Below are 23,730 nucleotides of genomic sequence, written 5' to 3'. Positions count from 1 at the left end.
GATTGGCGGGGCCGTCCACCCGTTTCCAGCGAATTCGGTGGATACACCACCTACGGGTGGATTCGCAGGCGTGGAAGCGCATTCTGATCCGGCGATCGATCGACTCGCCATCCCTGCCGGATACACCACGATTGAGGTATAAAGTCCCTCACTACCCGTCGGTAATAACGGAGGTCGGCGATGGCGCTGGACGCTGATGTGATCGTGGTGGGAGCGGGCCTGGCGGGCCTGGTCGCCACCGCGGAACTGGCCGATGCCGGTCGCCGGGTGGTGCTCGTCGACCAGGAGCCCGAGGCCTCGCTCGGCGGCCAGGCGCACTGGTCCTTCGGCGGGTTGTTCCTGGTCGATTCGCCGGAGCAGCGCAGGCTCGGGGTGCGCGACTCGCACGAGCTGGCGCTGCAGGACTGGATGGGCACCGCCGCCTTCGACCGCGACGAGGACCACTGGCCGCGCAAGTGGGCCGAGGCCTACGTCGACTTCGCCTCCGGTGAGAAGCGGGCCTGGATGACCGCGCAGGGCGTGAAGTTCTTCCCGCTCGTGCAGTGGGCCGAGCGCGGTGGTTATCTCGCCTGCGGCCACGGCAACTCGGTGCCGCGCTTCCACATCACCTGGGGCACCGGGCCCGGTGTGCTCGAACCGTTCCTGCGCCGGGTCCGCGCGGCCGAGGCCCAGGGTCTCGTCGAGCTGCGATTCCGGCACCGCGTCACCGAACTCGTGACCACCGGCGGAGCCGTCACCGGCGTGCGCGGCAAGGTGCTCATCCCCAGCGACGCCGAACGCGGCCGGCCGACACCGCGCAAGGCCAAGGGCGACTTCGAACTCGCCTCGCAGGCGGTCGTGGTCACCTCCGGCGGCATCGGCGGAAACCTCCCGCTGGTGCGCAAGAACTGGCCGAAGCGCCTGGGCAAGCCGCCGAAGAACATGATCGCCGGGGTGCCCGACCACGTCGACGGGCGGATGCTCGAAGTGGTCGCCAAGACCGGTGGCCGGATCATCAACCCGGACCGGATGTGGCACTACACCGAGGGAATCCGCAACTACGCCCCGGTGTGGTCCAAGCACGGCATCCGCATCCTGCCCGGACCGTCGTCGCTGTGGCTGGACGCCAACGGCAACCGGCTGCCCGCACCGCTGTTCCCCGGTTTCGACACCCTGGGCACGCTGGAGCACATCGTGCGCACCGGCCACGAGCACACGTGGTTCGTGCTCAACCGCAAGATCATCAGCCGTGAGTTCGCGCTGTCGGGCTCCGAGCAGAACCCCGACCTGACCGGCCGCAGCGTCCGCCAGCTGCTGCAACGCGGCGGCGGGGCGACACCCGGCCCGGTGATGGAGTTCGTCCGCCGCGGCGAGGACTTCATCGTCCGCAACGGCGTCGCCGAGCTCGCCGAGGCCATGAACCGGCTCGGCGACGGCCACATCGACGCCGCGCAGCTGGAGCGCACCATCGTCGAGCGCGACCGCCAGGTGGCCTCCGGGCTCGGAAAGGACCTGCAGGTCAACGCGATCCGGGAAGCCCGCCGCTACGCGGTGGACAAGCTGATCCGGGTCGCCGAACCGCACCGCCTGCTGGACCCGGCGGCCGGGCCGCTGATCGCGGTGAAGCTCAACCTGCTGACCCGCAAGACCCTCGGCGGCCTGGAGACCGACCTGGACGGGCGGGTGCTCACCGACGGCGTGCGGCCGGTCGAAGGGCTCTACGCGGCAGGCGAGGTCGCCGGTTTCGGAGGCGGCGGCGTGCACGGCTACCGAGCGCTGGAAGGCACCTTCCTCGGCGGCTGCCTCTTCTCCGGCAGGCAAGCCGGAAGAGCCGCAGCCGCCGCGGTGAGCTGACGAACACGGTGTGGGACCGCTCTGCTCAGCGGTGCGAGCCGGGTCCCGCACTTGAAACGACAATTCCTAGATGAAGCAGCTGCTCACGAATCCTGAGACGTGGCTGCGTTCGTTGGTGACGTCGACCCATTCGGACAACGTTCGACCGTCATCGCACACGATGTTCTCGCCGACCACGCGGCGGTGAATCGTCGCGGTGTCGCCCGGATTTCCGATGCCGCGCACCGACGATGCGGTGCCGGGTTCGGAGCGGATCCGGGTCCCGAAGGCGAGGAAGTCGGTCCTGTCCTGCTCAGGGGCCGCGTGCGCGGCCTGGACCAGGGCGTCCCTGATTTCGAGGGCGATGGTCGCGACGTGGGTTCCGAGCCCGGTGATGGGCACCATCGCGGCCACCGCCACGCCTAACAGGTAGTTCCGAAGCTTGCGCATCATCACGAACCCCCACGGCCCGCCCAGTTCGTTTTCTCGACCGGATTTTCGGCGAGGAGTGTTGCTGGTCGGGCCGATTCCCAGTTTATGGATCGGAACCGGAGGACAGCAGTATCCGATCGGGTAAGGCGAATTCGTGCGGAACAGTCACGAAAGCCGGTGACGCGCAGCGTTCGGGAGGCGTTCGCCAACCCCTCTGGTGAGTGAGCCCTCGGCCGGGGTCGATGCGTTGCGCAACGGCGAAGGGCGCCAGGGGAACACGTGGTCCCCTGGCGCCCTCCGAGGTGAATCCGCGCAGGTCAGCCGGTGCGCGAGCCGATCCCGGTGAGGGAGCGGACCTCCATCTCGGCCTGGCGTTCGGCGTCCTGCTCCGGCTTGCCGACGAAGGTGCCGATGGCGGCGAACAGGAACGAGATCGGGATCGAGACGATGCCCGGGTTCTTCAGCGGGAAGAACGCGAAGTCCACGCTCGGGATGATCGAGTCCTCCGCGCCCGACACGACCGGCGAGAAGATCACCAGCAGCAGGCAGGAGATCAGACCGCTGTAGATGCCCCACAGCGTGCCGGTGGTGTTGAACCGCTTCCAGAACAGCGTGTACAGCAGCGTCGACAGGTTCGCCGAGGCGGCGAAGGCGAACGCCAGTCCGACCAGGAACGCCACGTTCTGCCCGATCACCAGGATGCCGCCGAGGATCGACGCGGCACCGATGACCAGCGCCGTCACGCGCGCCACCCACACCACGCGATCGGAGTCGACCTCACCGCCGCGCACCACGCTCGCGTAGATGTCGTGCGCGAACGAGGCCGACGCGGTCAGCGTCAGGCCCGCGACCACCGCCAGGATCGTCGCGAAGGCGACCGCCGAGATGATGCCCAGCAGCACGGTGCCGCCGATCTCGTAGGCCAGCAGCGGCGCGGCGGAGTTCTCCGCGCCCGGCGCGGCGAGGATCGCGTCGGTGCCGACCAGGGCGCTCGCGCCGTAGCCGATGATCAGCGTGCACATGTAGAAGATCGCCATCGTCCAGGTCGCCCACACCACCGAACGCCGCGCCTCGCGCGCGTTGGGCACGGTGTAGAAGCGCATCAGCACGTGCGGCAGACCGCCGACGCCCAGCACCAGCGCCAGCGACAGCGAGATGAAGTCCAGCTTGGTCATGTCGGACTTGCCGTACTGGGCACCGGGCGCGAAGATCGCGCGGCCGTTCGGGTTGTTGTCCGCGGCGGCGCGCAGCAGCTCGGTCATGCTGTAGCTGAACTTGCCGAGCAGGAAGATCGTGATCAGCACGGCGCACAGCACGAGCATGGTGGCCTTGATGATCTGCACCCACGTGGTGCCTTTCATGCCGCCGACCAGCACGTAGACCATCATGACCGCGCCGACGCCCGCCATCACCAGCATCTGGCCGAAGTGGCCGTGCACGTTGAGCAGCAGCGCGACCAGGCCGCCGGCACCGGCGATCTGGGCGATCATGTACATGATGGTGATGGCCAGCGTGGAGGTCGCGGCCGCGGCGCGGACCGGGCGCTGCTTCATCCGGAAGCTGAGCACGTCGCCCATCGTGAAGCGGCCGGTGTTGCGGGTGCGCTCGGCGAGCAGCAGCAGGTTGACCAGCCAGGCGACCAGGAAGCCGATGCTGTAGAGGAAGCCGTCGTAGCCGTAGATGGCGATGGCCCCGGCGATGCCGAGGAAGGACGCGGCGGACAGGTAGTCGCCGGACAGCGCCACGCCGTTCTGCACACCGCTGAAGGCGCTGCCCGCGACGAAGTAGTCGCCCGCGGTGCCCCGGCTGCTGACGCGGTAGACGATGAACAGCGTGATGAGCACGAACGCCGCGAAGACGCTGGTGTTGATGATCACGCTGTCGTCGGGGATGACGGTGTTCTGGGCAAGGTTCATCGGTCGAACTCTCCGGCCTGCTCGCGGATCTCGTCGACGCGCGGATCGATGTGGCGGCGGGCGAACCGGACGTAGAGGGTGGTCAGCCCGACGGTGGTGACGAACTGCCCGATGCCGAGCAGCAGTCCGACGTTGACCTCGCCGTAGACGGTGCGCGCCAGCTCCTCGGGGAAGTACGCCGCGGCGACCACGTAGCTCATGTACCAGATCAGGAAAAACGCCGTCGCGGGGAAAACGAACCATTTAAGTCGACGGCGGAGGCTGCGGAATTCGGCGCTCTGCTGGATAGCGGTGAAATCGGGCCGGTCGGCGGTTGTGCGAACCGCGCTCTTCTCGATTCCGCCGAACGCCGCGCGTTGATTTCCGGGCTCGCGGGGGGAACCGCGCAGCGCGGATTGCGTTGCGTTGCTCATGCATCCTTCCTGGACTTCAGGGTGTGCCTGCCGGGGTCGCCGAGCTGGCCGAGGCGGGCAATTATTACCACTGTTCTACCTCTATCGACACTGTGGGGAGGGCCACCTGCCAACTTCCATTTCACCCGTCTGAGCAGGAGCGGGGCCGACAGGCCGCTACGGGTGGGCAACTCTCGGTTACCGGCGGGTAAGGCCAGGTCAGCGCCCTACGGTTTCAAGATCGAAAGTCGCTGACCAGGCGTTACATCGTCTTCCGGAGAAGAGTTCCGGCCTCCTTTTAGTCCGAACGGGTGAAATTGCGTGAAGCGCTCCCGAACTGATCGGACACTCGGCGTGATCTCGCCTGATTGGCGTAGCACATTGCGAAAAAGCCCCCGGTGCTTTCCTTGCGCAGGGGGCATATAGTGCTTGGGCACTGAGAGGTAGTCGTGCGAACGGGAAGGGTCACGGTTCGATACCAGTGTCCGGAATGTGCCGGCCGGGGAAGCCATCGGTGACGCTGAGTATCGACAAGATCTCGAAGTCGTGGAGTCCTCAGTTGGTTCCCCGGCGTCGTGCCCTCCCCGCATGCCCGCCTTTCACCCCTGACCATCAGCACGACGATTGCGGGACCGCACGCATGCGCCGTTCGCCTACGCCTAGTTCGACACGCCTGCTTGACCAGCGCGGAGACGCACGGGGAGTGCGCTCGTGAGCGGGGACCGGCGGCCCGCCGGCTTCCTGCAGTGGCGCAACTGGTCGCTGCCCACGAAGCTGGCCGCCGTCGTTCTGGTGCCCGTCCTGTTCGCCATCACTCTCGGTGTCGGGCAGATCCAGTGGCAGGTGGAGCAGGCCGACGAGTACGGCCGGGTCGCCCAGGTGCTCGACGCCGAGAAGCAGGTGGAGCCGCTGCTCAGCGGTCTGCAGCAGGAGCGCAACCACGCCGTGGACTCCCTGGTCGGCGACGGCCGGATCGGCGCCTTCACCGACCAGGCCAAGGCCACCGACAAGGCCGCCGAGGACCTGCGCGGCGTCATCACCGACAACGACGTCTACACCGACGTCGTCGGTGAGCGGTTCAACGAGACCCGCCGGGCGCTGGACGCCCTCGGCGCGGTCCGGGCCGGGGTGCAGGCCCACCGGGTCACCGCTGTGCAGGCCATCGGCGCCTACAGCCAGGCCGTGCGCGCCGCGCTGGCGCTGGACCGCGCGCTGACCACCAGCGTCGCCGACCCCCGGATCTCGTCGAGCGCGACCGCCATGACCGACCTGCTCGGTCTGACCGAAGAGGTCCGGCTGCAGCAGTCCCTGGTGCTGTCCGGGCTGGACGAGGGCTCGCTGGACGCCGCCACGCTCGACAACCTGTCCGGATCGCGCGCCCGGCTGCTGTCCAAGATCAACGACGCCGGTTCCGGTGTGGCCAAGCACTGGCAGCAGCGCCTCCAGCAGCAGCTGCAGGTCCCGGCGATCGTGCAGCGCAACCAGATGCTCGCCGCGATCATCAGCGAGAGCACCGACGACGTGTCCAGCGGCGGCTTCTCCGTCAGCCGCGAGGCCTGGAACAGCTCCAGCGACGGCTCGGCGGCCACCATCGAAGGCGGCCGCGGCGAGCTCGCCGTCGAGATCCGCTCGATCGCCCAGGGCCTCGCCGACGATGCCAGCGACCGCGCCGGGTGGGACTCGGTGCTGCTGCTGGCCTCGCTGATCGCCGCCGCCGGCGTGATCATCATGATCACCCGCCAGCTGCTCGGCTCGCTGCGCGAACTGCGGATCGGCGCGCTCGACGCCGCCGAGTACGACCTGCCCCAAGCCGTCACCGCGGTCCGCGAGGGCAAGGGCTCCGAAGCCGAGGTGCCGCCGCTGCCGGTGACCACCACCGAGGAGGTCGGCCAGGTGGCGCGGGCCTTCGACGAGGTCAACCGGCAGGCGCTGCGCCTGGCCGTCGAGCAGGCCGACCTGCGCCGCGGCTACAGCGACGCGTTCGTCAGCGTCTCCCGCCGCAGCCAGGCCCTGCTGGAGCGCCAGCTGCGCCTGTTCGAGGAGCTGGAGCAGGACGAGGAAGACCCCGACCAGCTGTCCCGGCTGTTCCAGCTGGACAACCTCGCGACCCGGATGCGCCGGAACAACGAGAACCTCATGGTTCTGTCCGGCAGCGACCTGGCCCGCCGCTTCACCCAGCCCACCGACCTCGCCGACGTGCTGCGCTCGGCGGTCTCGGAGATCGAGCAGTACCCGCGGATCGCGGTGCAGCCGACCCCGTCGGTGAAGCTGCGCGGCAACACCGCCAGCGACCTGGTGCGGCTGACCGCCGAGCTGATGGACAACGGCGCGAACTTCTCCGCGCCGGACACCGTCGTCACGGTCTCCAGCTACCAGTCCGGCGACGGCACCGTCGTGCTCGACATCCTCGACAACGGCATCGGCATGGGCGACGAGGACCTGGCCGAGGCCAACGAGCGGCTCGCTCGCGTCGCCGAGGACGACATCTCGACCTCGCGCCGGATGGGCCTGTTCGTGGCCGGGCGCCTGGCCGCCCGGCACGGCATCAGCGTCGAGCTGCACGGCGGCCCCGACGTCGAAGGCGTGCGCGCCACCGTGCTGGTGCCCGCCGAGCACGTGGTCTCGGCCCAGCCGGGACCGTCGCAGATGCCGCCGTCGGCGCAGCCCGCGCAGGTCAACGGCCACTCGCTGCCCGGCCTGCACAACCCGGGCACGTCTCCCGGTGCCGGATCGCTCGCCGGGGCCGGATCTCCGCTCCCGCAGCGCAGGCCCGACCGGAACCGCCCGGAGGACGGCGGCTGGCAGACCCAGGAACCGTCGTTCGCCCAGGACCTCGGCACCCAGGACTCGGGCGCGCACGACTTCAGCGGTCAGGACTTCGGGGCCCAGGACTTCGGCGGTCAGGACTTCGGGGCCCAGGACGTCGGGAGCCCGGAGTACGACAACGCCAACCAGCCGACGAGCCTGTTCGAGCCGATCTTCCCGCAGGACCAGGGTGAGAGCTCCGGGCAGTTCGACGGGACGGGCTTCTTCGAGCCGGCCGGCGGCCAGTCGAACGACTTCTTCGCCCCGGCGGGCGGGGAGGACGCGCCGACCAGCAGCTTCTTCGGCTCCTCCCTGGACTACGACCAGCCCGCGGCCGAGGAGGCACCGGAACCCGCGCCCGAGCCGGTGCGCAACGACCTGGCGGGGCAGTGGTTCATGCCCGCCGCCTCCGACTCGGTGTCGGAGACCGGTGAGTTCCACTGGCCCGAGACCAAGGACGGCGACTCCGCGCTGTTCACCTCGGGACCGTCGGCCGACGCCGACGACGAGCCGCAGCTGACCTCCTCGGGCCTGCCGCAGCGCAAGCCGCGGAACAAGCCCGCCGAACCGGCCGGGAGCACCTCCCAGGAGTCCTCGCCGGGACGCAGCGCCGAGGACATCAGCAAGCAGATCGCGCGCGGCGGCGTCCAGTTCGGCAGCACCGACCCGGACTCGGCCTTCAAGGCGTGGCCGCCGGACCCGTCCGAGCCGGCGCCCGAGCTGCCCGAGGCCAAGCCCTGGATCCCGCAGACCGCGGAGGCCCAGGCCTGGGACTTCGCCGCGGACAAGGCCCGCGAGGCCGCCGAAGCCGCGGCGAACCCCCAGGAGACGTCGTTCACCAGCGCCGGTCTTCCGCGGCGCAAGCCCAAGGCGAACCTCGTCCCGGGCAGCGTGTCCGACCAGTCGCAGCAGCCCCAGCAGCCGCGACGGCTCCAACGCGATCCGAACGCCTTGCGCAGCAGGTTGTCCGACTTCCAAGGCGGTGTCAGCCGAGGCCGTCACCGGATGAGCGACGAGGGCTGAGTGGTGGACACTCTGGAGAAGACACGTGATCATCTCGGCAACGAACAGGAGGTTGCATGAGCGCACAGACTATTTCCCGCAGGTTCGGCTGGCTGATCACGGACTTCACCGAACGCGTGCAGGGAGTGGCGCACGCGATCGTGGTCTCGGCTGACGGCATCGTGCTCACCGCGTCGGCGACGCTGCCGCGGGATCGTGCCGATCAGCTCGCCGCCGTGGCCTCTGGTCTGCTGAGCCTCACGCAGGGATCGGCGAAGTGCTTCGAGGCCGGTCGCGTCGTGCAGACGATCGTGGAGATGGACCGGGGCACGCTGCTGCAGATGGGCATCAGCGACGGTTCGTGCCTGACCGTGCTCGCCGCTCCCCAGTGCGACATGGGCCTGATCGCCTACGAGATGACGATGCTCGTCGAGCGCGTCGGTCAGATGCTCACCCCGGAGATCCGCAGCCAGCTGCAGAACAGCAACAACGCTGCGTCGGGCCAACTGGTGTGAGGACGCGATGAGCAGACGCTCGGACAACCCGCGCCGCGACCGAAGACGACAGAACTCGGGTGACGACACCTTCGCCGACGTCGTCAACGCGTTCGCGTTCGGCGCCAAGCCGCCCAAGCGCGACAAGCGCCGCGAGCGCTCGGCATCGGGCCCCTCGCGCGAGGACGATCTGGACCAGCGCGCCCGCACGGTGTCGCAGGATCCCGCGGACGCCGTGCCGGAAACCCCTGTGGCCTCCAGCATCCGGTCCTACACCTGGACCGGCGGCCGGACGAAGTCGAACTACGAACTGGCCATCGAAACCTTGGTTTCGGTCGGCGAGAATTACCGACCCGGCGCACCGGTCCGGCTGGAGCACCAGTCGATCGCCGAGCTGTGCCAGCAACCGCGATCGGTGGCCGAGGTGGGAGCATTGCTGTCGGTGCCGATCGGGGTCGCCCGCGTACTGCTGGCCGACATGGCCGAACTCGGATTGATTACCGTGCACACCACGGTGAGCGAAAGCGGTAGCGCACCACACATGCTGTTGATGGAAAGGGTTTTGAGTGGACTCCGTCGGCTATAGCGCGCCCCAGCTCGGCTCCATGCCGGAGGCTGCCAACCGGGGTGGCACCAGCTCGACGTCGGCGAAGATCGTCGTCGCGGGTGGGTTCGGTGTGGGCAAAACGACGTTCGTCGGTTCGGTCTCGGAAATCGTTCCGCTGACCACCGAAGCGGTCATGACGGAGGCTTCCCAGGGCGTCGACAACCTCGACGCCACTCCGAACAAGACCACCACCACCGTGGCCATGGACTTCGGCCGCATCTCGCTGGCCTCGGACCTGATCCTCTACCTGTTCGGAACCCCCGGGCAGCAGCGGTTCTGGTTCATGTGGGACGACCTGGTGCGCGGTGCCATCGGCGCCGTCGTGCTGGTCGACACCCGCCGGTTGGCGGACTCGTTCTCGGCGATCGACTTCTTCGAGGACCGGGGCCTGCCGTACCTGGTGGGCGTGAACATGTTCGACGGCGAGATGCTGCACTCGCTCGAACAGGTGCGGGAAGCGATGGCGATCGGGCCTGACGTGCCGATCGGTCCGGTGGACGCCCGGGATCGGGAATCCACCAAGCGCACCCTGATCGCGCTCGTCGAGCACGCGATGCGGCACTGGACGCAGCGCCAGGCCATGTGATCAGCGCCAGGCCATGTGATCGGGTGGCGCCTTTGGGGTTTTGGGGGAAGTTTTCATGAAAACTTCCCCTCCCGCCGTCAAAGGCGCCCTTCGAATCCGGGTTCTGGAGCTCGGGGTTCCCGGAATTCGGGGATGCCCCGGGGATTCGCCGGGGTTCAGGGCTTGCGGGCGACGCCGCCGAGCAGGTTGTACTCGCCGTCCGAGGGCTCGGTCAGGCGCGGGCCGTCCGGCCACCAGTCGAAGAGGTGGACCAGACCCGGCTCGATCATCTCCAGGCCGTCGAACAGCGCCTGGATCTCGTCGCGGCTGCGGTAGAAGCAGCTGCCCATCATCGAGTTGAACTTGACCTCGGACTCCTCGGCGAGCTTCGCGCGGGAGCTGCCGTCGGCCGGGTTGTGCAGGTGCGAGATCGCCAGGTACGAGCCGGAGGCCAGCGCGTCGAGGTAGGTGCGCATGATGGCCGCGGGGTTCTCGTCGTTGGTGACGTGGTGCAGCGTGTTGCTGTGGATCAACCCGACCGGCCGGTCCAGGTCCAGGTACTTGCGGACCGATTCGTGGCCCAGCACCGCCTCGGGATCGCGCAGGTCCGCGACCGCGAAGTGCGTGTACTCGTTCTCCTCCAGCAGCGCGCGCCCGTGCGCGGCGACCGACGGGTCGTTGTCGACGTAGATGACCGTCGCCTCGTGGTTGAGCCGCTGCGCCGCCTGGTGGGTGTTCTCCGCCGTCGGCAGGCCCGATCCCAGGTCGAGGAACTGGTCGATGCCGGCGTTGCCCGCCATGAAGCGCACGACGCGGATCAGCCAGTTCCGGCACTGCCTGCCGACCTGGATGGCCTCGGGTGCCAGCTGCTGGATCTGCCGCAGCACCTCGCGGTCGACGTCGAAGTTGTCCTTGCCGCCGACGAACGCGTCGTAGACCCGCGCGATGCTGGGCTTGGTCGTGTCGATCTGCGGGGGAGGTGCGTCAGCCATGGGAGGGGTCCGCTCGGTTGCTTCGTGGGGAACGATCTCGTACCAACAGTATGCCGGTGGCTGCGGCGGGTAAACAGCCATACCGGTGTTGTCGGTGGTGAGCTGAGCGACTGAGCCGGTCCGGTGTTGTCCCCGAGTCCTCTGGGGACGGACCTCGAACACCGCAAAATCGTTGCCCGGCAAGCTACCGGGTCCCGCCGCGCCCGCGCGTGCGGGGGCAGTGGCAGACTGGCGCGCGATGAGCGACGCGGTACTGATCCTGGGTGGCCGGAGCGAGATCGGCCTGGAGGTCGCGAAGCGCCTGGTGCGCCGCGGCAACGGCAAGGTGGTCCTCGCGGCCCGGCGCGCGCAGGACCTCGACGGCGAGGAAGCCGTGCTGCGCGAGGCGGGCGCGACCGAGGTCGTGCGGGTCGAGTTCGACGCCGCCGAGCTGGGCACCCACGAGGCCCTGCTGCGCGACATCGCGCAGAAGCACGGGCCGATCGGCACCGCGGTGATCTCCTTCGGGATCCTCGGCGACCAGCAGCGCGCCGAGGACGACGCCGCGCACGCGGTCGACGTGGTGCACGTCGACTACGTCGCGCACGTCAACGTCCTCACCCATCTGGCGAACCTGCTGCGCAGGCAGGGCCACGGCAAGATCGTGGTGTTCTCGTCGGTCGCGGGCGTGCGGGTCCGCCGCGCCAACTACGTCTACGGCTCGGCCAAGGCCGGCCTCGACGGTTTCGCGAACGGTCTCTCCGACGCGCTGGTCGGCAGCGGCGTGGACCTGCTGATCGTCCGCCCGGGCTTCGTCATCGGCCGCATGACCACCGGCATGGACCCGGCCCCGTGGTCGTCGACCCCGGAGCAGGTCGCCGACGCCACCGACAAGGCCCTCCACAAGGGGCGCCGAGTCGTCTGGGTCCCCGGCATCCTCCGCTGGGTCTTCGCAGCCATGCACTACGTCCCCCAACCGATCTGGCGCCGCATGCCCCGGTGATCGCCGGAGCCACGCGGCGCTCCCGCTGCCCTTGGGCTCCTGGACGAGGACGGTTCTGGTGAGAATCGCCCGGGATCTCGACCCCGAGATCCCGGGCGATTCTCACCAAAACCGTCCCCTGCCCCCGATCGCGCCATCGGTGGCCTGCGACTACGTCGTCGGTGGCCTGCGGCGGGGTTCTGGGGGCTTGAAGTGGCCTCCGTCGGGGCCGGTGGGTTTGTCGTGGCCCGCGCCGAGGTACTGGCAGAACCAGCGGCCCGCCATGTCGGCGACCTTGTCCAGCGCGCCGTGCTCCTCGAAGAGGTGGCCGGCGTGCGGCACGATCTCGATCTTGACGTCCGTCAGCGGCAGCGAGGTGAGCAGTTCGGCGGCCTGACGGTTGAGGTTGAGGACCTCGCGGTCGTCGCCGCCCACGATCAGCAGCGTCGGCGCCTGCACCTCGGCGAGCCCGTCGCCGCCGAGATCGGGACGACCACCCCGCGACACCACCGCCGCGACCCGCTCGGGCCGGCGCGCGGCGGCCTTCAACGCCGCTGCCGCCCCCGTGCTGGCGCCGAACAGGCCCACGGGCATGCCGCGGGTGGCGCGCCAGGAGTCGAGCGCGTCGATGGCGGGGATGAGCCGCTCGGCGAGCAGTTCGATGTCGAAGCGGAACTCGTGCGTGCGCTGGTCGGTGGCGGCCTCGTCGGAGGTGAGCATGTCCAGCAGCAGGGTGCCGAAGCCGGCGTTCTGCAGCTGCTCGGCGACGGCCCGGTTCCGCGGGCTGCGCCGTGAGCTGCCGGAACCGTGCGCGAACAGAACCACCGCCCGGGCGGGCGGTGGCATCACGAGGTCCCCTTCGAGCGTTCCGGCAGGGGTCTTGACCGTCATCGGTTCGGTCGTGAGTTGAACCATCGGGAGCCTCCCTCGGATTCCGGGCGCAACGACTACCCCGACGGGCCCGTCGCGACACGCCTCAGGTCAACCCCACTGTCACCTGAACGGGGCGGCTCCGCAGGAGGATCTAGGAGCGCACCGCGTTGCCCAAGGTCATGATCAGCCGGTTGTCCCAGGCGAACATGGAGGCCACGGCCACCAGGTCGTGCACGTCGTCGGCCCCGAGCCCGGCCGAGTGCAGCCGCCGCACGTCGGCGGGCCGCAGCGAGGACGGCGTGTGGGCCAGGGCCCCGGCGACGTCGACGACGGCCCGCAGCCGCTCGTCGGCGATCGCGGCGGGCCCGGCCTCGGCCAGCACCACGGCGGTCAGCGGGTCGCCGGAGAGCTCCACCTGCCGCTTGCCGTGCACGGAGGTGCAGTAGCCGCAGCCGTTGATCAGCGAGGTCGCCAGCGCCGCCAGCTCCCGATCGGCCCGGTCCAGCGCCCCGCGGCCGGTCATGATCGCGTCGCGCAGCAGCGTCTGCGCCGACAGCACGCCGGGGTCGAGCTTGAGGGTCTCCACGAACTCGCCCCCGGGCACGACCCGCGACACCCACCGCATCGACGGGAACGCCTGGTCGGGCGTCGACAGCGCGAACCCGTCGGCGGCCGCCCCGGCCTCGATGGTGATGCCCTGCTGCGACGCGGGACCGTCGCCCGCGCCCGCGACGAGCTCCAGCCCGCTCTCCAGCCGCACCCGGAAGCTCGCGTAGGCGGCGACCTGGGTGGCGGTGACGACCTGCGCGGGGCTGAAGTGCTGCAGCAGCTCGGCGACCTCGTCGGCACCGGCGTCGGCGGGGTCGAGCGCGACCTGCTCGCAGTGCGCCAGCAGCGCCTGCGTGGCCTCCGGCAGCTCACCCCAGCGCTCGACGTCGCGCACGACCTCGGCGTCGTCGAGCCCGGCGGCCACCGCGTCGGCGTAGGAGGGGGATTCGTTGACCAGTGCGACGCGCAGCGCGATCCGAGCCCGATCGGCTTGGCCCAGCTGGGACTGGTCTTCGGGCCGGAGCACTGCGGCATCGGCGTTCTCGGCGGCTTCCCGGACGTCCGGTCGAAGCACGGTGAGCGTTTCGGCTGCGCGATCGCTGACGGTCGTCATGCGCAGACCTTAGCGCTGCAAGATCTTTCAGCTGTGCGGGAGGTTGAGCTGCCAGGAAACCCCGTAGCGGTCCTCGACCCAGCTGAACTTGCGGGAGAACCCGTAGTCGTCCGGCGGCATCATCACCGCCCCGTCCGAGGAAAGCGCCTGGTGGAGACGGTCCCGCTGCGCCTCGTCCACGCAGTCGACGTACAGCGACACCGACGGCGTGAAGTCGAAGGCGTGCGACACGGGCGAATCGATGCACATGTGCCGCCGCCCGCACAAGGTGAACGTGGCGTGCTGCACGGAACCTTCGGCGCCCTGCTCACCGGGTCCGTAGCGGTGGATCGCGATCACCTCGGAGTCGTCGAACAGGCTGACGTAGAAGTTCATCGCCTCCTCGGCCTTGCCGTTCTGGAACATCAGGAACGTCGAGATCTGCGTGTCCATGTCGCCTCCCTGGTGCGCCGGTGGAACGCGGGCGAGTATTGCCGCTGCCACCGACATCCGCCCGAGGAGGAACTTTCGTGACCATCCCGATGGTGATCGACACCGACACCGCGCAGGACGACTGCATCGCCCTGCTCGTCGGACTCCTCGACCCCCGGGCCGACCTGCGCGCGATCACGCTGGTCGCCGGCAACGTCGGCTTCGACCAGCAGATCCGCAACGCTTTCCTGACGTTGAACGTCGCAGGTCGCCTGGGTTCCGTCCCGGTGCACCTGGGCTGCCGGCGACCCCTGGTCCGGCCGTGGGAGAGCGCCGAGAACGTCCACGGCGACGGAGTCGGCGGCCTGACCATGGACACGACCGGCTGCAACCCCGACCCGGAACACGCCGTGGACGCCCTGATCCGCCTGGCGGCCGAATCCCCAGGCGAACTCACGATCGTCTGCATCGGCCCCCTCACCAACATCGCCACAGCCACGATCAAGGACCCGACCTTCGTCGACAACGTGAAGGCGTTGTACGTGATGGGTGGCAGCAACAACGCCCGCGGAAACATCACCCCAGCAGCAGAATTCAACTTCTACGTCGACCCCGAGGCGGCGAAGGCGGTCTTCGCAGCAGGTTTCAACATCACGGTGGTCCCGTGGGCCCCACTCACGTTGGAACGTGCAGTCTTCGGCCCAGACCAACTCGCCGAAATCGAAGCCCTCGACACCCCGTTGTCCCGCTTCTTCACCCGAGTCTGCGCCACAACCCTCGACTTCGACCGAAGCGTCGGAATCAACGGCACCACCCACCCCGACTCCCTAACAGCAGCGCTACTGCTGCACCCCGAACTGATCACCCGCACTGCCGCCTACCACGTAGATATCGAAACCCAAGGCGCGCTCACGCGTGGGTATGCCGCGATGTCGTGGGGTGTTCACGGGCTGGAACCGAATGCGTACGTGGTCGAAGATGTCGACGCACGATATTTCCATAACCTAGTTTGTAGAATGCTAAAAATGGGCACATAGGTCGAACGGGGTCGATGTGTGGAACCAGGAGGGTCTTGCTTGAACGAGCTAGATTTGGGAAAGGGATACGCAAGGAGCTGCGCTAGCTGGATAGGGGAGATGGCCTTCCTATCCAGCTAGACGCGAGGAGTAGCTAATCTTCGTCGTACTCTATCTCGTCGTCCTCAGGGGACCGAGAGAGGAGTTCATCTGCGGTCGGCAGGGACCGGAGTGGGTCGCTCTGCTCCTGTTTTGTCGGAGGGATCGTAAAATCGATTCCTCGGAGGTACGCATCGAGAGATGCGATACGAAGCCGGCGGCTGCTAAGATCGCTCGAGTTCCGCACCCCTCTAGCGTAGGCTTTAGCTGCAGCCGGCTCCTTATCCACGCCCTCGTCCGTTGCTTTTAGGATTCGATCAACGCTTCGTGAAAATTCATCTAGCCTCCCGCAAATTGAATCACGCTCAGTTCGGTCAAACGGCAGTTCGCTGATTCGATTGGCGAGCACTAGGAAGAGGCTGTAGAAGTCTACTTTCCGGGACCACCTCAGCTTCGTCGGCCACTCAAGAAGCTGATCAAGCTCGTCGAGCACGAAGCTGAAGGTGCGCGTGACCTGGTTTTTGTCAGGGAATTCATTTTCGAAGTCGGCGTAATACGAATCAAGATTCGCCTTCTTGTTCTGTGGTCCGAATACTGATGCTGCAGCGATCTCGCTAACGTACTCGACATCCAGCATCCGGCGAAAATCATTCGCTGTAAAAAGCCCTGACGAGACCCAAAACGGATGCTTTGCGAGATCGACCATTGTACTTATAAACTCGCCCCAGTACGTCGCGTGGCGAAGCTCCTGCTTGTTTAGGGCGACGTTGTTCCGGTTTAGTCGCCCGAAAATCTCGCGAATCTCAGTGTAGTCTAAAGGTGGTAGTGTCCTGACCACAAATTTGTACGTAAATATCTGCTGCTGCAGTAGCTCCGGGAGGTCGTCAAACCTATAGCCTTCGTAGTCCGACTTGTCATCTAGAGCGAACTCTCCAGCGATGAACTCGAGGCAGGCGCGAATTCTTTGTTGTCCGTCGACGACAAAGTGCTTCTCTTCTCCGCGGTTATTAACGAGGGTTTGGAGGTAGAGCTCTGGGACCGGGTATCCACGAATGATACTGTCGATAAGGTACGCTTTTTGGCGCTCTTGCCATACTGGGTTCCGCTGGAACGGTGGCTTCATATCCAGCTCGTTTGCTCGTAGCCGGTTGTTAAACCATGCGAGCGTCTGAGGGCTGGAGTCCAGAAATCGTTGGCTGTTCGAATCCTGACCGAAAGATGACAAGAAAGAATCCTCACTGAATATTGGGCGGAGGAGATAAGACTTGGTGTCTAATGTTTCGTACGTTTTTTAGCTGGTATGCCCGAAGTGCTTCGAAGTCTCGGTAAATGCGCGCTTTAACTTTGTGCCCTGCGGTCGGAGGGCGGTTAGCTGATAGATGAAGCGCGCGTGCCCACGCGGGCCCGTAGGGAAGACGGCTGAGAATCCGATCGGTAGCGATTGCTCCATCGAACACGAGCCCTCTTCTGTGGTCATCAAAGTTGTTCTGCCACCGTTTGCTGTCAAATTGGTCACGCACTCCGGGCTGCCGCAGCCATCTCCAAGCTTCATCGAAATGCCACAGGCTAACGACAGCGACGTCTATATCGGACCCAGAATGGAATGGCCTAAAGAGCTTGTGTCCAGGAGTTAGACTGCAGCCAAGGCAAGAACTTCCGACGACAACCAAAGAGTATGGGTCAACCGACAGGTCCTTTGCGAGCTCAGATTTCCAGTCTACGTACTGTTGCCGATCCTCGAATATGTAAGGTGTGCGATCTAGGAGGAAGTGATTAGTGAAATCCTCGGGTGTGTGAGTGCGCAAGTTTCGTCGCACTACATCAGCAATCTTCGAAATTGCAGAAGATGTCTCGTTATTCACCTTGAGTTTCCAGCTGATTTACAATCCTAGAGGGGGTTGGTCCTTTAGGGTGTGGGTCGAATTTTGGAGCCGCCTCTTCGGACCTGATGGGCGCCCGGACAGCTCCTCGTGTCCGGTTTGGGTGCTATGCGGGATATGTTGCGCACTCGATCCTTTGCTGAAATTTGATCCGATGCTCGTGAGCTTAGGTGTCGGGTGGGTGCGGTCGCAGTTGTTTCAGAAGCTTTCACGCATTTTGGCTAGTCGTGGAGGACCGCACGGGGCTTGGGGCCAAGGGCGGGGCTTCTGCGCCTGGAGCAAGAGACTTGACGTACCAGCTCTGGGTATGTGTAGTGGGGCGCCAGGCGAGGGTCACCTCACCCCTTCCGGGTGTACTCCGTTCGAGTGATGGCGGAGAAGTTCGCCATGTCGTTATCCAATTTGATCACGCGTTGGTGGGACGCCGAATAGGGTGCCGCGCTGTGGCGATCGACGACGACGGATGGGACATCGAGCCGGGGACCGAGTTGCGGCGGACTGAGCTCCACGCGCGGTACGGCGGCAACCGGCAGAGCGGGATCGCGCCCATCGCGAATTCCCAGAACATCCTGATTTTCACGGGGGACGGCGGCGGCCAGTACGGCTACACCTACGACGGCTGGCACGCGGATGGGACGTATCACTACACCGGCGAAGGCCAGACCGGACCGCAGACCTTCGTGCGGGGCAACAAGGCTCTCCGCGATGGGACTCGGAAGGTTCGGCTCTTCCGGGATGGGAGTCGGAAGGCCTACGTGGTGTACGTGGGTGAGTTCCGGCTTCCTGACGATGATCCGTGGTACTACGGCGAATCCGAAGGTAGTGACGGTCGTCTGCGGCAAGTCATCGTCTTCCGACTTGAGCCCAAAGATCCCTCGATCATTGAACCGCCGTCCGTCGCCCACGACGAGACTCCTCGCCGCAAGGTGCGTGGCGACGGCTCGTCGACGGAGGTCTCCGAAACGACTTCAGACGGCGAGCCCGAGGAAGAACCTGTTCCTAGCGAGGAGGGGCCGAAGTCGAGCCCCCGGTCCGAACATGACAAGTGGAACAGCGACAAGCCCGCCACGACGGACGAGCTCAAGCGCGACGGCCTCGCTGAGGTGATTGCGCGTCGGATCAAGGACTTCTCCGAGGCCGAGCGCGACGCGTCCTTCCTGATTCACATCGATGGCCCGTGGGGTACGGGCAAGAGCACCATCCTCGAACTCCTCAAGAAGAAGATCACCGACGACTACCTGGTGGTCGAATTCGACGCGTGGAAGCACGCGGCGGTATCTCCCTCGTGGTGGGCGCTGCTCGCGCAGCTGCGAGCGGAGATCTCGCGAGCCCGAGGATCCTGGTGGAAACGTGCTTGGTTCCGCGTCAAGGAGGTCACGAGGCGCGGGCTCCGCGGGAGCACCCCGTACATCGCGACCGCGTTCGTCGTCGGCTTCGCTCTGCTCGCGCTGTGGATCGCCTGGCCGTACTTCCAACCGGCGAAACCCGTTACGTCGGTCTCCAGCAGCGCCAAGTTCTGGTTGGGCGTGGCGGGCGGTGTTGGTGCCGTCGCGTTGGCCGTGAGCCGGTTCGTCTGGTGGGAATCCGCGCGCGGGGCGAAACGGCTCGAACAGGTCCACCAAAACCCGATGGACGAGGTGACCTGGTACTTCAGCTGGTTGCTCAAGAGCTCACCGAAGCGCGTGGTCTTTTTCCTGGATGACCTCGATCGGTGCAACGATCGCCACGTCGTGGACCTCCTGGACTCGGTGCAAACCCTGGTCAGGGACTCGCCGAACGAAGGCGGGAAGGCCGCCTACTTCGTCGTCGCCGCGCACGGAAGTTGGTTGCGACGGGCGTACGAAACAGCGCACGAACCGTTCAAGGGCGCGGTCGACGAGCCCGGGCGCGGTCTGGGGCACCTGTTCATCAACAAGCTGTTCCAGCTGACCGTTCCGATGCCGACCCTGAGCGCGGGGACGAAGCAGATCTTCCTCGACAAGATGCTGGGAGCTGAGAAGATTCCGGCTCCGACCGAGGAGCGAGCGGAGAGCGCTGAGCAGGCCGTCGAGCAAGAGGACCAGCTGAGCAGCGAGCTCTCGTACAGCTCGAGCGATGAAGAGATCATGGAGGCCTACCGGGCCGCTACGCCCGAAGCCCAGGCGCGCAACGCACATCGCGTCGTGGAGCGCTTGGCGTCCGCGGAGGTGGTCGAGACCCGGGAGCACACGCTCCAGAAGTTCGGCCCGCTCCTCGACAGCAATCCGCGCAGTCTCAAGCGCTTCACCAACACCTACGGCGTTCTGCGGTCCGTGCGCACCCTCGAGGGCAGCGATGTCGGGAGCGACATGCTCGCCTTCTGGCTGGTCCTGCAGACCCGGTGGCCGATCTTGACCGAGTACCTGGAGGCGAACCTCAACTCCCTGGGCGATGGATCCGAGGTCTTCCAGTTTGACGTGCTCCCGGAGAGTTTCAAACCGCTGACCGAGGATCCTGAGCTCCACTACGTGCTTCGTCATGCGCCCGATGGCGTCAAGCTCACTCCTGACGCCATCCGTGCTTGCTGCGGTGCCCAGGCGGTTCCCGACGATGAGGAAGAGGAGGAGTCCGTCGCGAGCTGAGCAGTTCAGTTCACTGGCGCGAGCGTTGGGTCGTCGGGAAACAGCTGGTCCCAGCATCGGATGCAGGTGGGCTCGGTGATCCAGACCAGGTTGTCTTGCGCGTGCAGTTCGGTTGAGGAGATTATTGCGCCGCAGAGCGCCTGCACCTTCGCTTCGTGCTCGGTGGCTGCCAGCTCAGCGGGAAAGGCATGGCGGGCTCCGGCGACCGGATACCAGTGAAAGCGGATGTTCCGGGACAACGCTATTTCTCCTCTTGCCGATGGGATGGGGATTCGGTGATCGCGTGCTGCGCTGGGCAGATGCGTGCACGCACGAGTTCGGCGAGCTCTTCGAGCGCAGATGCGAGCGTTTCGGTCTGGTGGCGCGTGTAGCGACCGGCCGGAACGTCGTGCGCGGCATCTTCGAGCAGCCACTGCGCCTGGCAGAACACGACTGCCAGCCTGCGTTCTTCGGGTGTCATGGCGATCCGCCATATCGTGATTGCGCCCTCCTGGCCTGATCGGCAGGTAGGTCGGACGACTCCTCCTTCTGCAACGGGGGTAGTTTCATCCCCTCGATCCTTCCTGTTTGATGCTTATGAATCCCGCTTGACCTGGGAATCTAAGCTCAACTGGATCAATGCCGCCACAGTGCAATTGCTGCGCTATCTCTGCAACAATCTGCAACAAGTGCTCTCGCTGCAACGCTGAACGCCATCCTCGGAGGTTGTAGATGTCTCGAACGTCCAAGCTGTTTCATCTAGGTCTTGGAGCGGAACTGCAGCGGCTTCGGGAGCAGAGCGGTATGACCACCCGAACGGTGGGCGAAAAGCTCGGAACCAGTGCCTCTTCCGTGAGTCGGACTGAAACAGGGAGTCGGCGACCGGCCCCGGACGAGGTCGGCCGGCTGTGCGATCTGTTCGGCGTGACCGGCAAACATCGCGGCTGGTTGATTGAGAAAGCTCGGGACCCGCGCGGGGAAACGGCGCGCTTGCCCAGGGAGGACGCGTACGCCGACCAGCTCGCGAACGTCATGCAGCTCGAGTCAGAAGCGGTACGAATAGTCGATTTTGAGCTGTCGTTCGTGCCTGGGCTCCTCCAGACGGCCGAGTACGCGCGGGCGATCATCTCGGCCATCGACCGACCTGCGGGTGAGATCGAGCGTCGCATCGCGATCAGGTTGGGGAGGCAGAGTTTGCTGACGCGCCCGGACGGCGCTGACCTGGAAGTTCTGCTCGACGAGGCAGTCCTTCACCGGCAGGTGGCCGGACCGGTGGGGATGCGGAGGCAGATCGAACGACTGCAGGACGCCGTGGACCAACAGCAGGTCACCTTGCGGGTGATCCCCGCGTCGGTTGGCGCGTACCTGGGGATGGAGGGTTCCTTCACCAACTACCACCTGGTTGCGGCCGGACCCTACGTCTACATGGAGACCGCTCGTGGAGGAACTTTCCTCACCGAGGAAGGGGAAGTGGCGAAGTATCTTGGTCTCGCAGACGCGTTCCATGACATCGCGATGAGCCAGCACGACACGTACGACCTGCTGACGGAGATCAAGGAGAGTTTTCGCTGATGCGTGACCTCAACTGGCGTAAGAGCAGCCGAAGCGGCCCCTCCACCAACTGCGTCGAAGTCGCGGCAGACGTCGAGACGATCGCCGTGCGCGACTCGAAGAAACCGGAAGGCGCTCGCCTCGCGGTGAGTCCCGCTACCTGGACAGCCTTCTTAGCCGGGCTGAGGACCGGTCGGTTCGACTTCTGATTGGGCGGCGTGATTGTGGACTGGAACCGGGTGGAGTGGCGCAAGTCGAGTCGATCCGGCTCGACGTCGAACTGCGTCGAGGTTGGACACGGCGGCGAGGCCGTGGGCGTGCGTGATTCGAAGGCCCCGGAGGGCGGTCGCATCGTGGTCAGCCCTGTGGTCTGGCAGTGTGCGTAGGCAGCCATCAGGAATGGTCGTTTTGACTTGAATGCTTAATTGGTCCTGATCGTCAGTGAAGTGCTGGTCGCCCAAGGTTGGTCGAAGTGTTCTATCCGGGTGAACCATTTTCGGATTCGTGGATCAGTTCGGTGATCGATCTCTAACGTTCTGGTTCGTGGACACTGCTATGTGGGCGAGGCCGCGGAAGAGGGCCGTCATGGCTTTCGGCGTCCTGGGGATCGTGATCGCGACTGCCGGTTGCTCGTCGACTCCGCAGCCGGAGGTGCTGAGTCAGCCCGAATTGCCGACTTTCAATGGAAAGTCGTTGGGTGAAGCGGAGCGGGCTGCTACGAGCGCTGGCTACATGGTGACCTCGCACGATGCGTCTGATGGAGACGCGACCCCGTTTGATTTCGATAACTGGACCGTCTGTTTCCAATCGGCTGGGAACCGTTCGGTCAATTTCGGCGTCGTTCGAGTCGACGCGCCTTGTCTAGTGCGGGACGGAGATCCGATTCCGTGGCCGAAGATTCCGGACCTCGTGCAGTGGAAGTTCGTCGATGCCAAGGCGAAGTTGATTGAGCTCGGGGCGACTGACGTGCGACCGCAAGCCACTTACGTGGATCAACAGCCGCCGGCGGACCCGGATGATTGGCTCGTCTGCTTCCAGGAGCCCTCAGCGGGTGCCGATGCGAAGCTGCCGCTGTACGCGTCGCTGTCGCTGGTAGATCCGGGAACCTCATGCCCGCAGCAGGAGGGCACCTACCTCAACCCGCCTGATCCCGATCCCGATCCGGATCCAGATGTGCGCCATGTTCCGACGCCGGACAGCAGTAGCAGCGGCAGCGGCAGTACGAACGGGAACGACTCGGGTGGTGGGTCGGTGTACTACCCGAACTGCTCCGCGGCTCGTGCTGCCGGAGCAGACCCGATCTACGCAGGTGAACCCGGCTATCGGGGAGCGCCGGACAGAAACAAGGATGGCGTCGCTTGTGAGTGAGCCTCGGATCCGATGGTGCGGACCGTTTAGGTAAGCGCTCTGTCTCGCAGGCATGGCGCTTTACGTGGAGATTGCCCCAATGGCTAGTTGGTGATCTTCGTTTGAGGGATGCTCGTCTTGGTTGCAGCGTTGCCGAGATCACGAGAGAGCGACTTGGCTAAAGCTAAAGGATTGCCTGCGAGGCCGGACTCGGTGACTGGGCTGCCACGTCCGCCGCGTGGTCCGCTTCCGCGCGGCTGGCGAGGGCCGGAAGAGAACTCCAAGCGCTCGTTGGCTCGAATTCCATACCCACCTGAGGGGTTCGGGCCGCTGCTGGAGTCGTTCCGTCCCACCTTCGCGAGCAGCTACACCATCGGTTTCGGGTGGTCGCTGTCCGGAATCGCATTGATGACGCTCGGGAGTTTCGGCTTCTGGTGGATGCACACGTGGTGGTTGTGGCTGGGAATCGTTCCCTGGCCGTTCGTGTCGGTGCTGGTCCGCAGCCGGATCCGGATTTCGGCAGGGGCCGACTGGCTCATGTGCGGCAAGAGTGGGCCGGTCCATCTTTACGAGCTCACCGTGATCAACCTGGAAGGCGACGACGAGGACAACCGTGTGCTCAAACTTGAGGACCGGCAGGGCAAGCAGGTCTCCGTGAAACTGCGGCACCTGCAGTACAACCGTGAGCTGTGGGACCTCGTCTATCTGGGGCTTCTCCATTCCGTGCAGGCCGGTCCGGCGCGCACGAACACAACTGCCAGCCACCACCTCGACCTGAAAGTCATGCCTAGCGACCGAGAATGGGTATACCCAGATCGCTGAGAGGAAGAAGCT

General features: G+C 65.9%; 24 protein-coding genes. 14 read left to right on the top strand and 10 right to left on the bottom strand.

Annotated elements, in window-relative coordinates:
- Positions 1-180: 180 nt before the first annotated feature.
- Entirely contained in the window at positions 181-1,833 is a 1,653-nt protein-coding gene (locus tag REH65_RS14995; RefSeq protein WP_406692887.1) for an FAD-binding dehydrogenase, read from the top strand.
- A 66-nt stretch (positions 1,834-1,899) separates the two neighbouring features.
- Here REH65_RS14995 and REH65_RS14990 read toward each other — a convergent pair whose 3' ends face one another.
- The 3 genes from REH65_RS14990 to REH65_RS14980 form a co-directional block, all read right to left on the bottom strand.
- On the bottom strand, positions 1,900-2,265 hold the full coding sequence (locus REH65_RS14990; RefSeq protein WP_406692886.1) for a hypothetical protein: 366 nt from the start codon (positions 2,263-2,265) through the stop codon (positions 1,900-1,902).
- A gap of 296 nt (positions 2,266-2,561) precedes the next feature.
- Positions 2,562-4,160 carry a cation acetate symporter gene (locus REH65_RS14985; protein ID WP_406692885.1) on the bottom strand — a complete coding sequence of 533 codons (1,599 nt, stop codon included), beginning with the start codon at positions 4,158-4,160 and terminating at the stop codon, positions 2,562-2,564.
- A complete protein-coding gene (locus tag REH65_RS14980) occupies positions 4,157-4,573 on the bottom strand; it encodes a DUF485 domain-containing protein (protein WP_281457868.1) in 417 nt (138 codons plus the stop codon). Before REH65_RS14980 ends, REH65_RS14985 begins: the two co-directional genes overlap by 4 nt.
- Before the next feature lie 690 nt (positions 4,574-5,263).
- Between REH65_RS14980 and REH65_RS14975 the strand changes: the two genes are divergently transcribed.
- From REH65_RS14975 to REH65_RS14960, 4 genes are read left to right on the top strand one after another with little or no spacing between them, the layout of a single operon-like run.
- Positions 5,264-8,380 (top strand): nitrate- and nitrite sensing domain-containing protein, encoded by a 3,117-nt coding sequence (locus REH65_RS14975; RefSeq protein ID WP_406692884.1) that lies wholly within the window; start codon positions 5,264-5,266, stop codon positions 8,378-8,380.
- A 56-nt stretch (positions 8,381-8,436) separates the two neighbouring features.
- On the top strand, positions 8,437-8,874 hold the full coding sequence (locus REH65_RS14970) for a roadblock/LC7 domain-containing protein (RefSeq protein WP_281457866.1): 438 nt from the start codon (positions 8,437-8,439) through the stop codon (positions 8,872-8,874).
- Positions 8,875-8,881: 7 nt separating this feature from the next.
- Positions 8,882-9,439, top strand: coding sequence for a DUF742 domain-containing protein (locus REH65_RS14965; protein ID WP_406692883.1), 558 nt, complete (start codon positions 8,882-8,884; stop codon positions 9,437-9,439).
- Complete coding sequence (locus REH65_RS14960; protein ID WP_281457864.1) at positions 9,420-10,046, top strand: ATP/GTP-binding protein; 627 nt, start codon at positions 9,420-9,422, stop codon at positions 10,044-10,046. Before REH65_RS14965 ends, REH65_RS14960 begins: the two co-directional genes overlap by 20 nt.
- Before the next feature lie 155 nt (positions 10,047-10,201).
- Here the strand turns inward: REH65_RS14960 and REH65_RS14955 are convergent, their stop codons facing one another.
- Positions 10,202-11,017, bottom strand: a complete 816-nt coding sequence (locus REH65_RS14955) for an SAM-dependent methyltransferase (protein ID WP_281457863.1) — start codon at positions 11,015-11,017, stop codon at positions 10,202-10,204.
- 238 nt (positions 11,018-11,255) lie between these two features.
- On the opposite strand from REH65_RS14955, the gene REH65_RS14950 reads away from it, so the two are divergent.
- Positions 11,256-11,999, top strand: coding sequence for an SDR family NAD(P)-dependent oxidoreductase (locus tag REH65_RS14950; RefSeq protein ID WP_281457862.1), 744 nt, complete (start codon positions 11,256-11,258; stop codon positions 11,997-11,999).
- A 150-nt stretch (positions 12,000-12,149) separates the two neighbouring features.
- On the opposite strand, the gene REH65_RS14945 is transcribed toward REH65_RS14950, so the two are convergent.
- From REH65_RS14945 to REH65_RS14935, 3 genes are all read right to left on the bottom strand, one after another.
- On the bottom strand, positions 12,150-12,893 hold the full coding sequence (locus tag REH65_RS14945) for a dienelactone hydrolase family protein (protein WP_406692882.1): 744 nt from the start codon (positions 12,891-12,893) through the stop codon (positions 12,150-12,152).
- Positions 12,894-13,002: 109 nt separating this feature from the next.
- Positions 13,003-14,013: a peroxidase-related enzyme gene (locus REH65_RS14940; protein ID WP_406692881.1), complete on the bottom strand. Its 1,011-nt coding sequence runs from the start codon at positions 14,011-14,013 to the stop codon at positions 13,003-13,005.
- 27 nt (positions 14,014-14,040) lie between these two features.
- Positions 14,041-14,445 carry a VOC family protein gene (locus REH65_RS14935; RefSeq protein ID WP_406692880.1) on the bottom strand — a complete coding sequence of 135 codons (405 nt, stop codon included), beginning with the start codon at positions 14,443-14,445 and terminating at the stop codon, positions 14,041-14,043.
- Positions 14,446-14,522: 77 nt separating this feature from the next.
- On the opposite strand from REH65_RS14935, the gene REH65_RS14930 reads away from it, so the two are divergent.
- Positions 14,523-15,461 (top strand): nucleoside hydrolase, encoded by a 939-nt coding sequence (locus REH65_RS14930; protein ID WP_406692879.1) that lies wholly within the window; start codon positions 14,523-14,525, stop codon positions 15,459-15,461.
- A gap of 133 nt (positions 15,462-15,594) precedes the next feature.
- Here REH65_RS14930 and REH65_RS14925 read toward each other — a convergent pair whose 3' ends face one another.
- Complete coding sequence (locus tag REH65_RS14925; RefSeq protein WP_406692878.1) at positions 15,595-16,662, bottom strand: DUF262 domain-containing protein; 1,068 nt, start codon at positions 16,660-16,662, stop codon at positions 15,595-15,597.
- Between the two features lie 1,200 nt (positions 16,663-17,862).
- Between REH65_RS14925 and REH65_RS14920 the strand changes: the two genes are divergently transcribed.
- A complete protein-coding gene (locus tag REH65_RS14920; RefSeq protein WP_406692877.1) occupies positions 17,863-20,019 on the top strand; it encodes a P-loop NTPase fold protein in 2,157 nt (718 codons plus the stop codon).
- A 5-nt stretch (positions 20,020-20,024) separates the two neighbouring features.
- Here the strand turns inward: REH65_RS14920 and REH65_RS14915 are convergent, their stop codons facing one another.
- Both REH65_RS14915 and REH65_RS14910 read right to left on the bottom strand, forming a co-directional pair.
- On the bottom strand, positions 20,025-20,258 hold the full coding sequence (locus REH65_RS14915; protein ID WP_406692876.1) for a zinc finger protein: 234 nt from the start codon (positions 20,256-20,258) through the stop codon (positions 20,025-20,027).
- A gap of 2 nt (positions 20,259-20,260) precedes the next feature.
- A complete protein-coding gene (locus REH65_RS14910; RefSeq protein ID WP_406692875.1) occupies positions 20,261-20,479 on the bottom strand; it encodes a hypothetical protein in 219 nt (72 codons plus the stop codon).
- Here REH65_RS14910 and REH65_RS14905 point away from each other — a divergent pair.
- The 6 genes from REH65_RS14905 to REH65_RS14880 all read left to right on the top strand — a co-directional run bounded on the left by REH65_RS14905 (position 20,478) and on the right by REH65_RS14880 (position 23,718).
- Positions 20,478-20,708 (top strand): hypothetical protein, encoded by a 231-nt coding sequence (locus tag REH65_RS14905; RefSeq protein WP_406692874.1) that lies wholly within the window; start codon positions 20,478-20,480, stop codon positions 20,706-20,708. The two genes, REH65_RS14910 and REH65_RS14905, sit on opposite strands and share 2 nt — an antisense overlap.
- A 22-nt stretch (positions 20,709-20,730) precedes the next feature.
- On the top strand, positions 20,731-21,570 hold the full coding sequence (locus REH65_RS14900; RefSeq protein ID WP_406692873.1) for a helix-turn-helix domain-containing protein: 840 nt from the start codon (positions 20,731-20,733) through the stop codon (positions 21,568-21,570).
- Positions 21,570-21,758, top strand: coding sequence for a DUF397 domain-containing protein (locus REH65_RS14895; RefSeq protein WP_406692872.1), 189 nt, complete (start codon positions 21,570-21,572; stop codon positions 21,756-21,758). Before REH65_RS14900 ends, REH65_RS14895 begins: the two co-directional genes overlap by 1 nt.
- A gap of 9 nt (positions 21,759-21,767) precedes the next feature.
- Entirely contained in the window at positions 21,768-21,935 is a 168-nt protein-coding gene (locus REH65_RS14890; RefSeq protein ID WP_406692871.1) for a DUF397 domain-containing protein, read from the top strand.
- A gap of 199 nt (positions 21,936-22,134) precedes the next feature.
- Positions 22,135-22,917: an excalibur calcium-binding domain-containing protein gene (locus REH65_RS14885; RefSeq protein ID WP_406692870.1), complete on the top strand. Its 783-nt coding sequence runs from the start codon at positions 22,135-22,137 to the stop codon at positions 22,915-22,917.
- Between the two features lie 192 nt (positions 22,918-23,109).
- On the top strand, positions 23,110-23,718 hold the full coding sequence (locus tag REH65_RS14880) for a hypothetical protein (protein ID WP_406692868.1): 609 nt from the start codon (positions 23,110-23,112) through the stop codon (positions 23,716-23,718).
- The last annotated feature ends 12 nt before the right edge of the window (positions 23,719-23,730 follow it).

Source organism: Saccharopolyspora sp. ID03-671, assembly GCF_045278815.1.
GTDB classification, from domain to species: Bacteria; Actinomycetota; Actinomycetes; order Mycobacteriales; family Pseudonocardiaceae; genus Saccharopolyspora; species Saccharopolyspora ipomoeae.
Note: the sequence above shows the minus strand (reverse complement) of the source record. Positions and strands in the feature narration are given on the sequence as shown.

Bases quoted from the DNA above. Each gene is read 5' to 3' on its own strand.
- REH65_RS14885 (WP_406692870.1), top strand. From the start codon at position 22,135: ATGGCTTTCGGCGTCCTGGGGATCGTGATCGCGACTGCCGGTTGCTCG.
- REH65_RS14990 (WP_406692886.1), bottom strand. From the start codon at position 2,265: ATGATGCGCAAGCTTCGGAACTACCTGTTAGGCGTGGCGGTGGCCGCG.
- REH65_RS14935 (WP_406692880.1), bottom strand. From the start codon at position 14,445: ATGGACACGCAGATCTCGACGTTCCTGATGTTCCAGAACGGCAAGGCC.
- REH65_RS14980 (WP_281457868.1), bottom strand. From the start codon at position 4,573: ATGAGCAACGCAACGCAATCCGCGCTGCGCGGTTCCCCCCGCGAGCCC.
- REH65_RS14970 (WP_281457866.1), top strand. From the start codon at position 8,437: ATGAGCGCACAGACTATTTCCCGCAGGTTCGGCTGGCTGATCACGGAC.
- REH65_RS14955 (WP_281457863.1), bottom strand. From the start codon at position 11,017: ATGGCTGACGCACCTCCCCCGCAGATCGACACGACCAAGCCCAGCATC.
- REH65_RS14945 (WP_406692882.1), bottom strand. From the start codon at position 12,893: ATGGTTCAACTCACGACCGAACCGATGACGGTCAAGACCCCTGCCGGA.
- REH65_RS14995 (WP_406692887.1), top strand. From the start codon at position 181: ATGGCGCTGGACGCTGATGTGATCGTGGTGGGAGCGGGCCTGGCGGGC.
- REH65_RS14950 (WP_281457862.1), top strand. From the start codon at position 11,256: ATGAGCGACGCGGTACTGATCCTGGGTGGCCGGAGCGAGATCGGCCTG.
- REH65_RS14925 (WP_406692878.1), bottom strand. From the start codon at position 16,662: ATGAAGCCACCGTTCCAGCGGAACCCAGTATGGCAAGAGCGCCAAAAA.
- REH65_RS14940 (WP_406692881.1), bottom strand. From the start codon at position 14,013: ATGACGACCGTCAGCGATCGCGCAGCCGAAACGCTCACCGTGCTTCGA.
- REH65_RS14910 (WP_406692875.1), bottom strand. From the start codon at position 20,479: ATGACACCCGAAGAACGCAGGCTGGCAGTCGTGTTCTGCCAGGCGCAG.
- REH65_RS14905 (WP_406692874.1), top strand. From the start codon at position 20,478: ATGGCGATCCGCCATATCGTGATTGCGCCCTCCTGGCCTGATCGGCAG.
- REH65_RS14900 (WP_406692873.1), top strand. From the start codon at position 20,731: ATGTCTCGAACGTCCAAGCTGTTTCATCTAGGTCTTGGAGCGGAACTG.
- REH65_RS14965 (WP_406692883.1), top strand. From the start codon at position 8,882: ATGAGCAGACGCTCGGACAACCCGCGCCGCGACCGAAGACGACAGAAC.
- REH65_RS14985 (WP_406692885.1), bottom strand. From the start codon at position 4,160: ATGAACCTTGCCCAGAACACCGTCATCCCCGACGACAGCGTGATCATC.
- REH65_RS14895 (WP_406692872.1), top strand. From the start codon at position 21,570: ATGCGTGACCTCAACTGGCGTAAGAGCAGCCGAAGCGGCCCCTCCACC.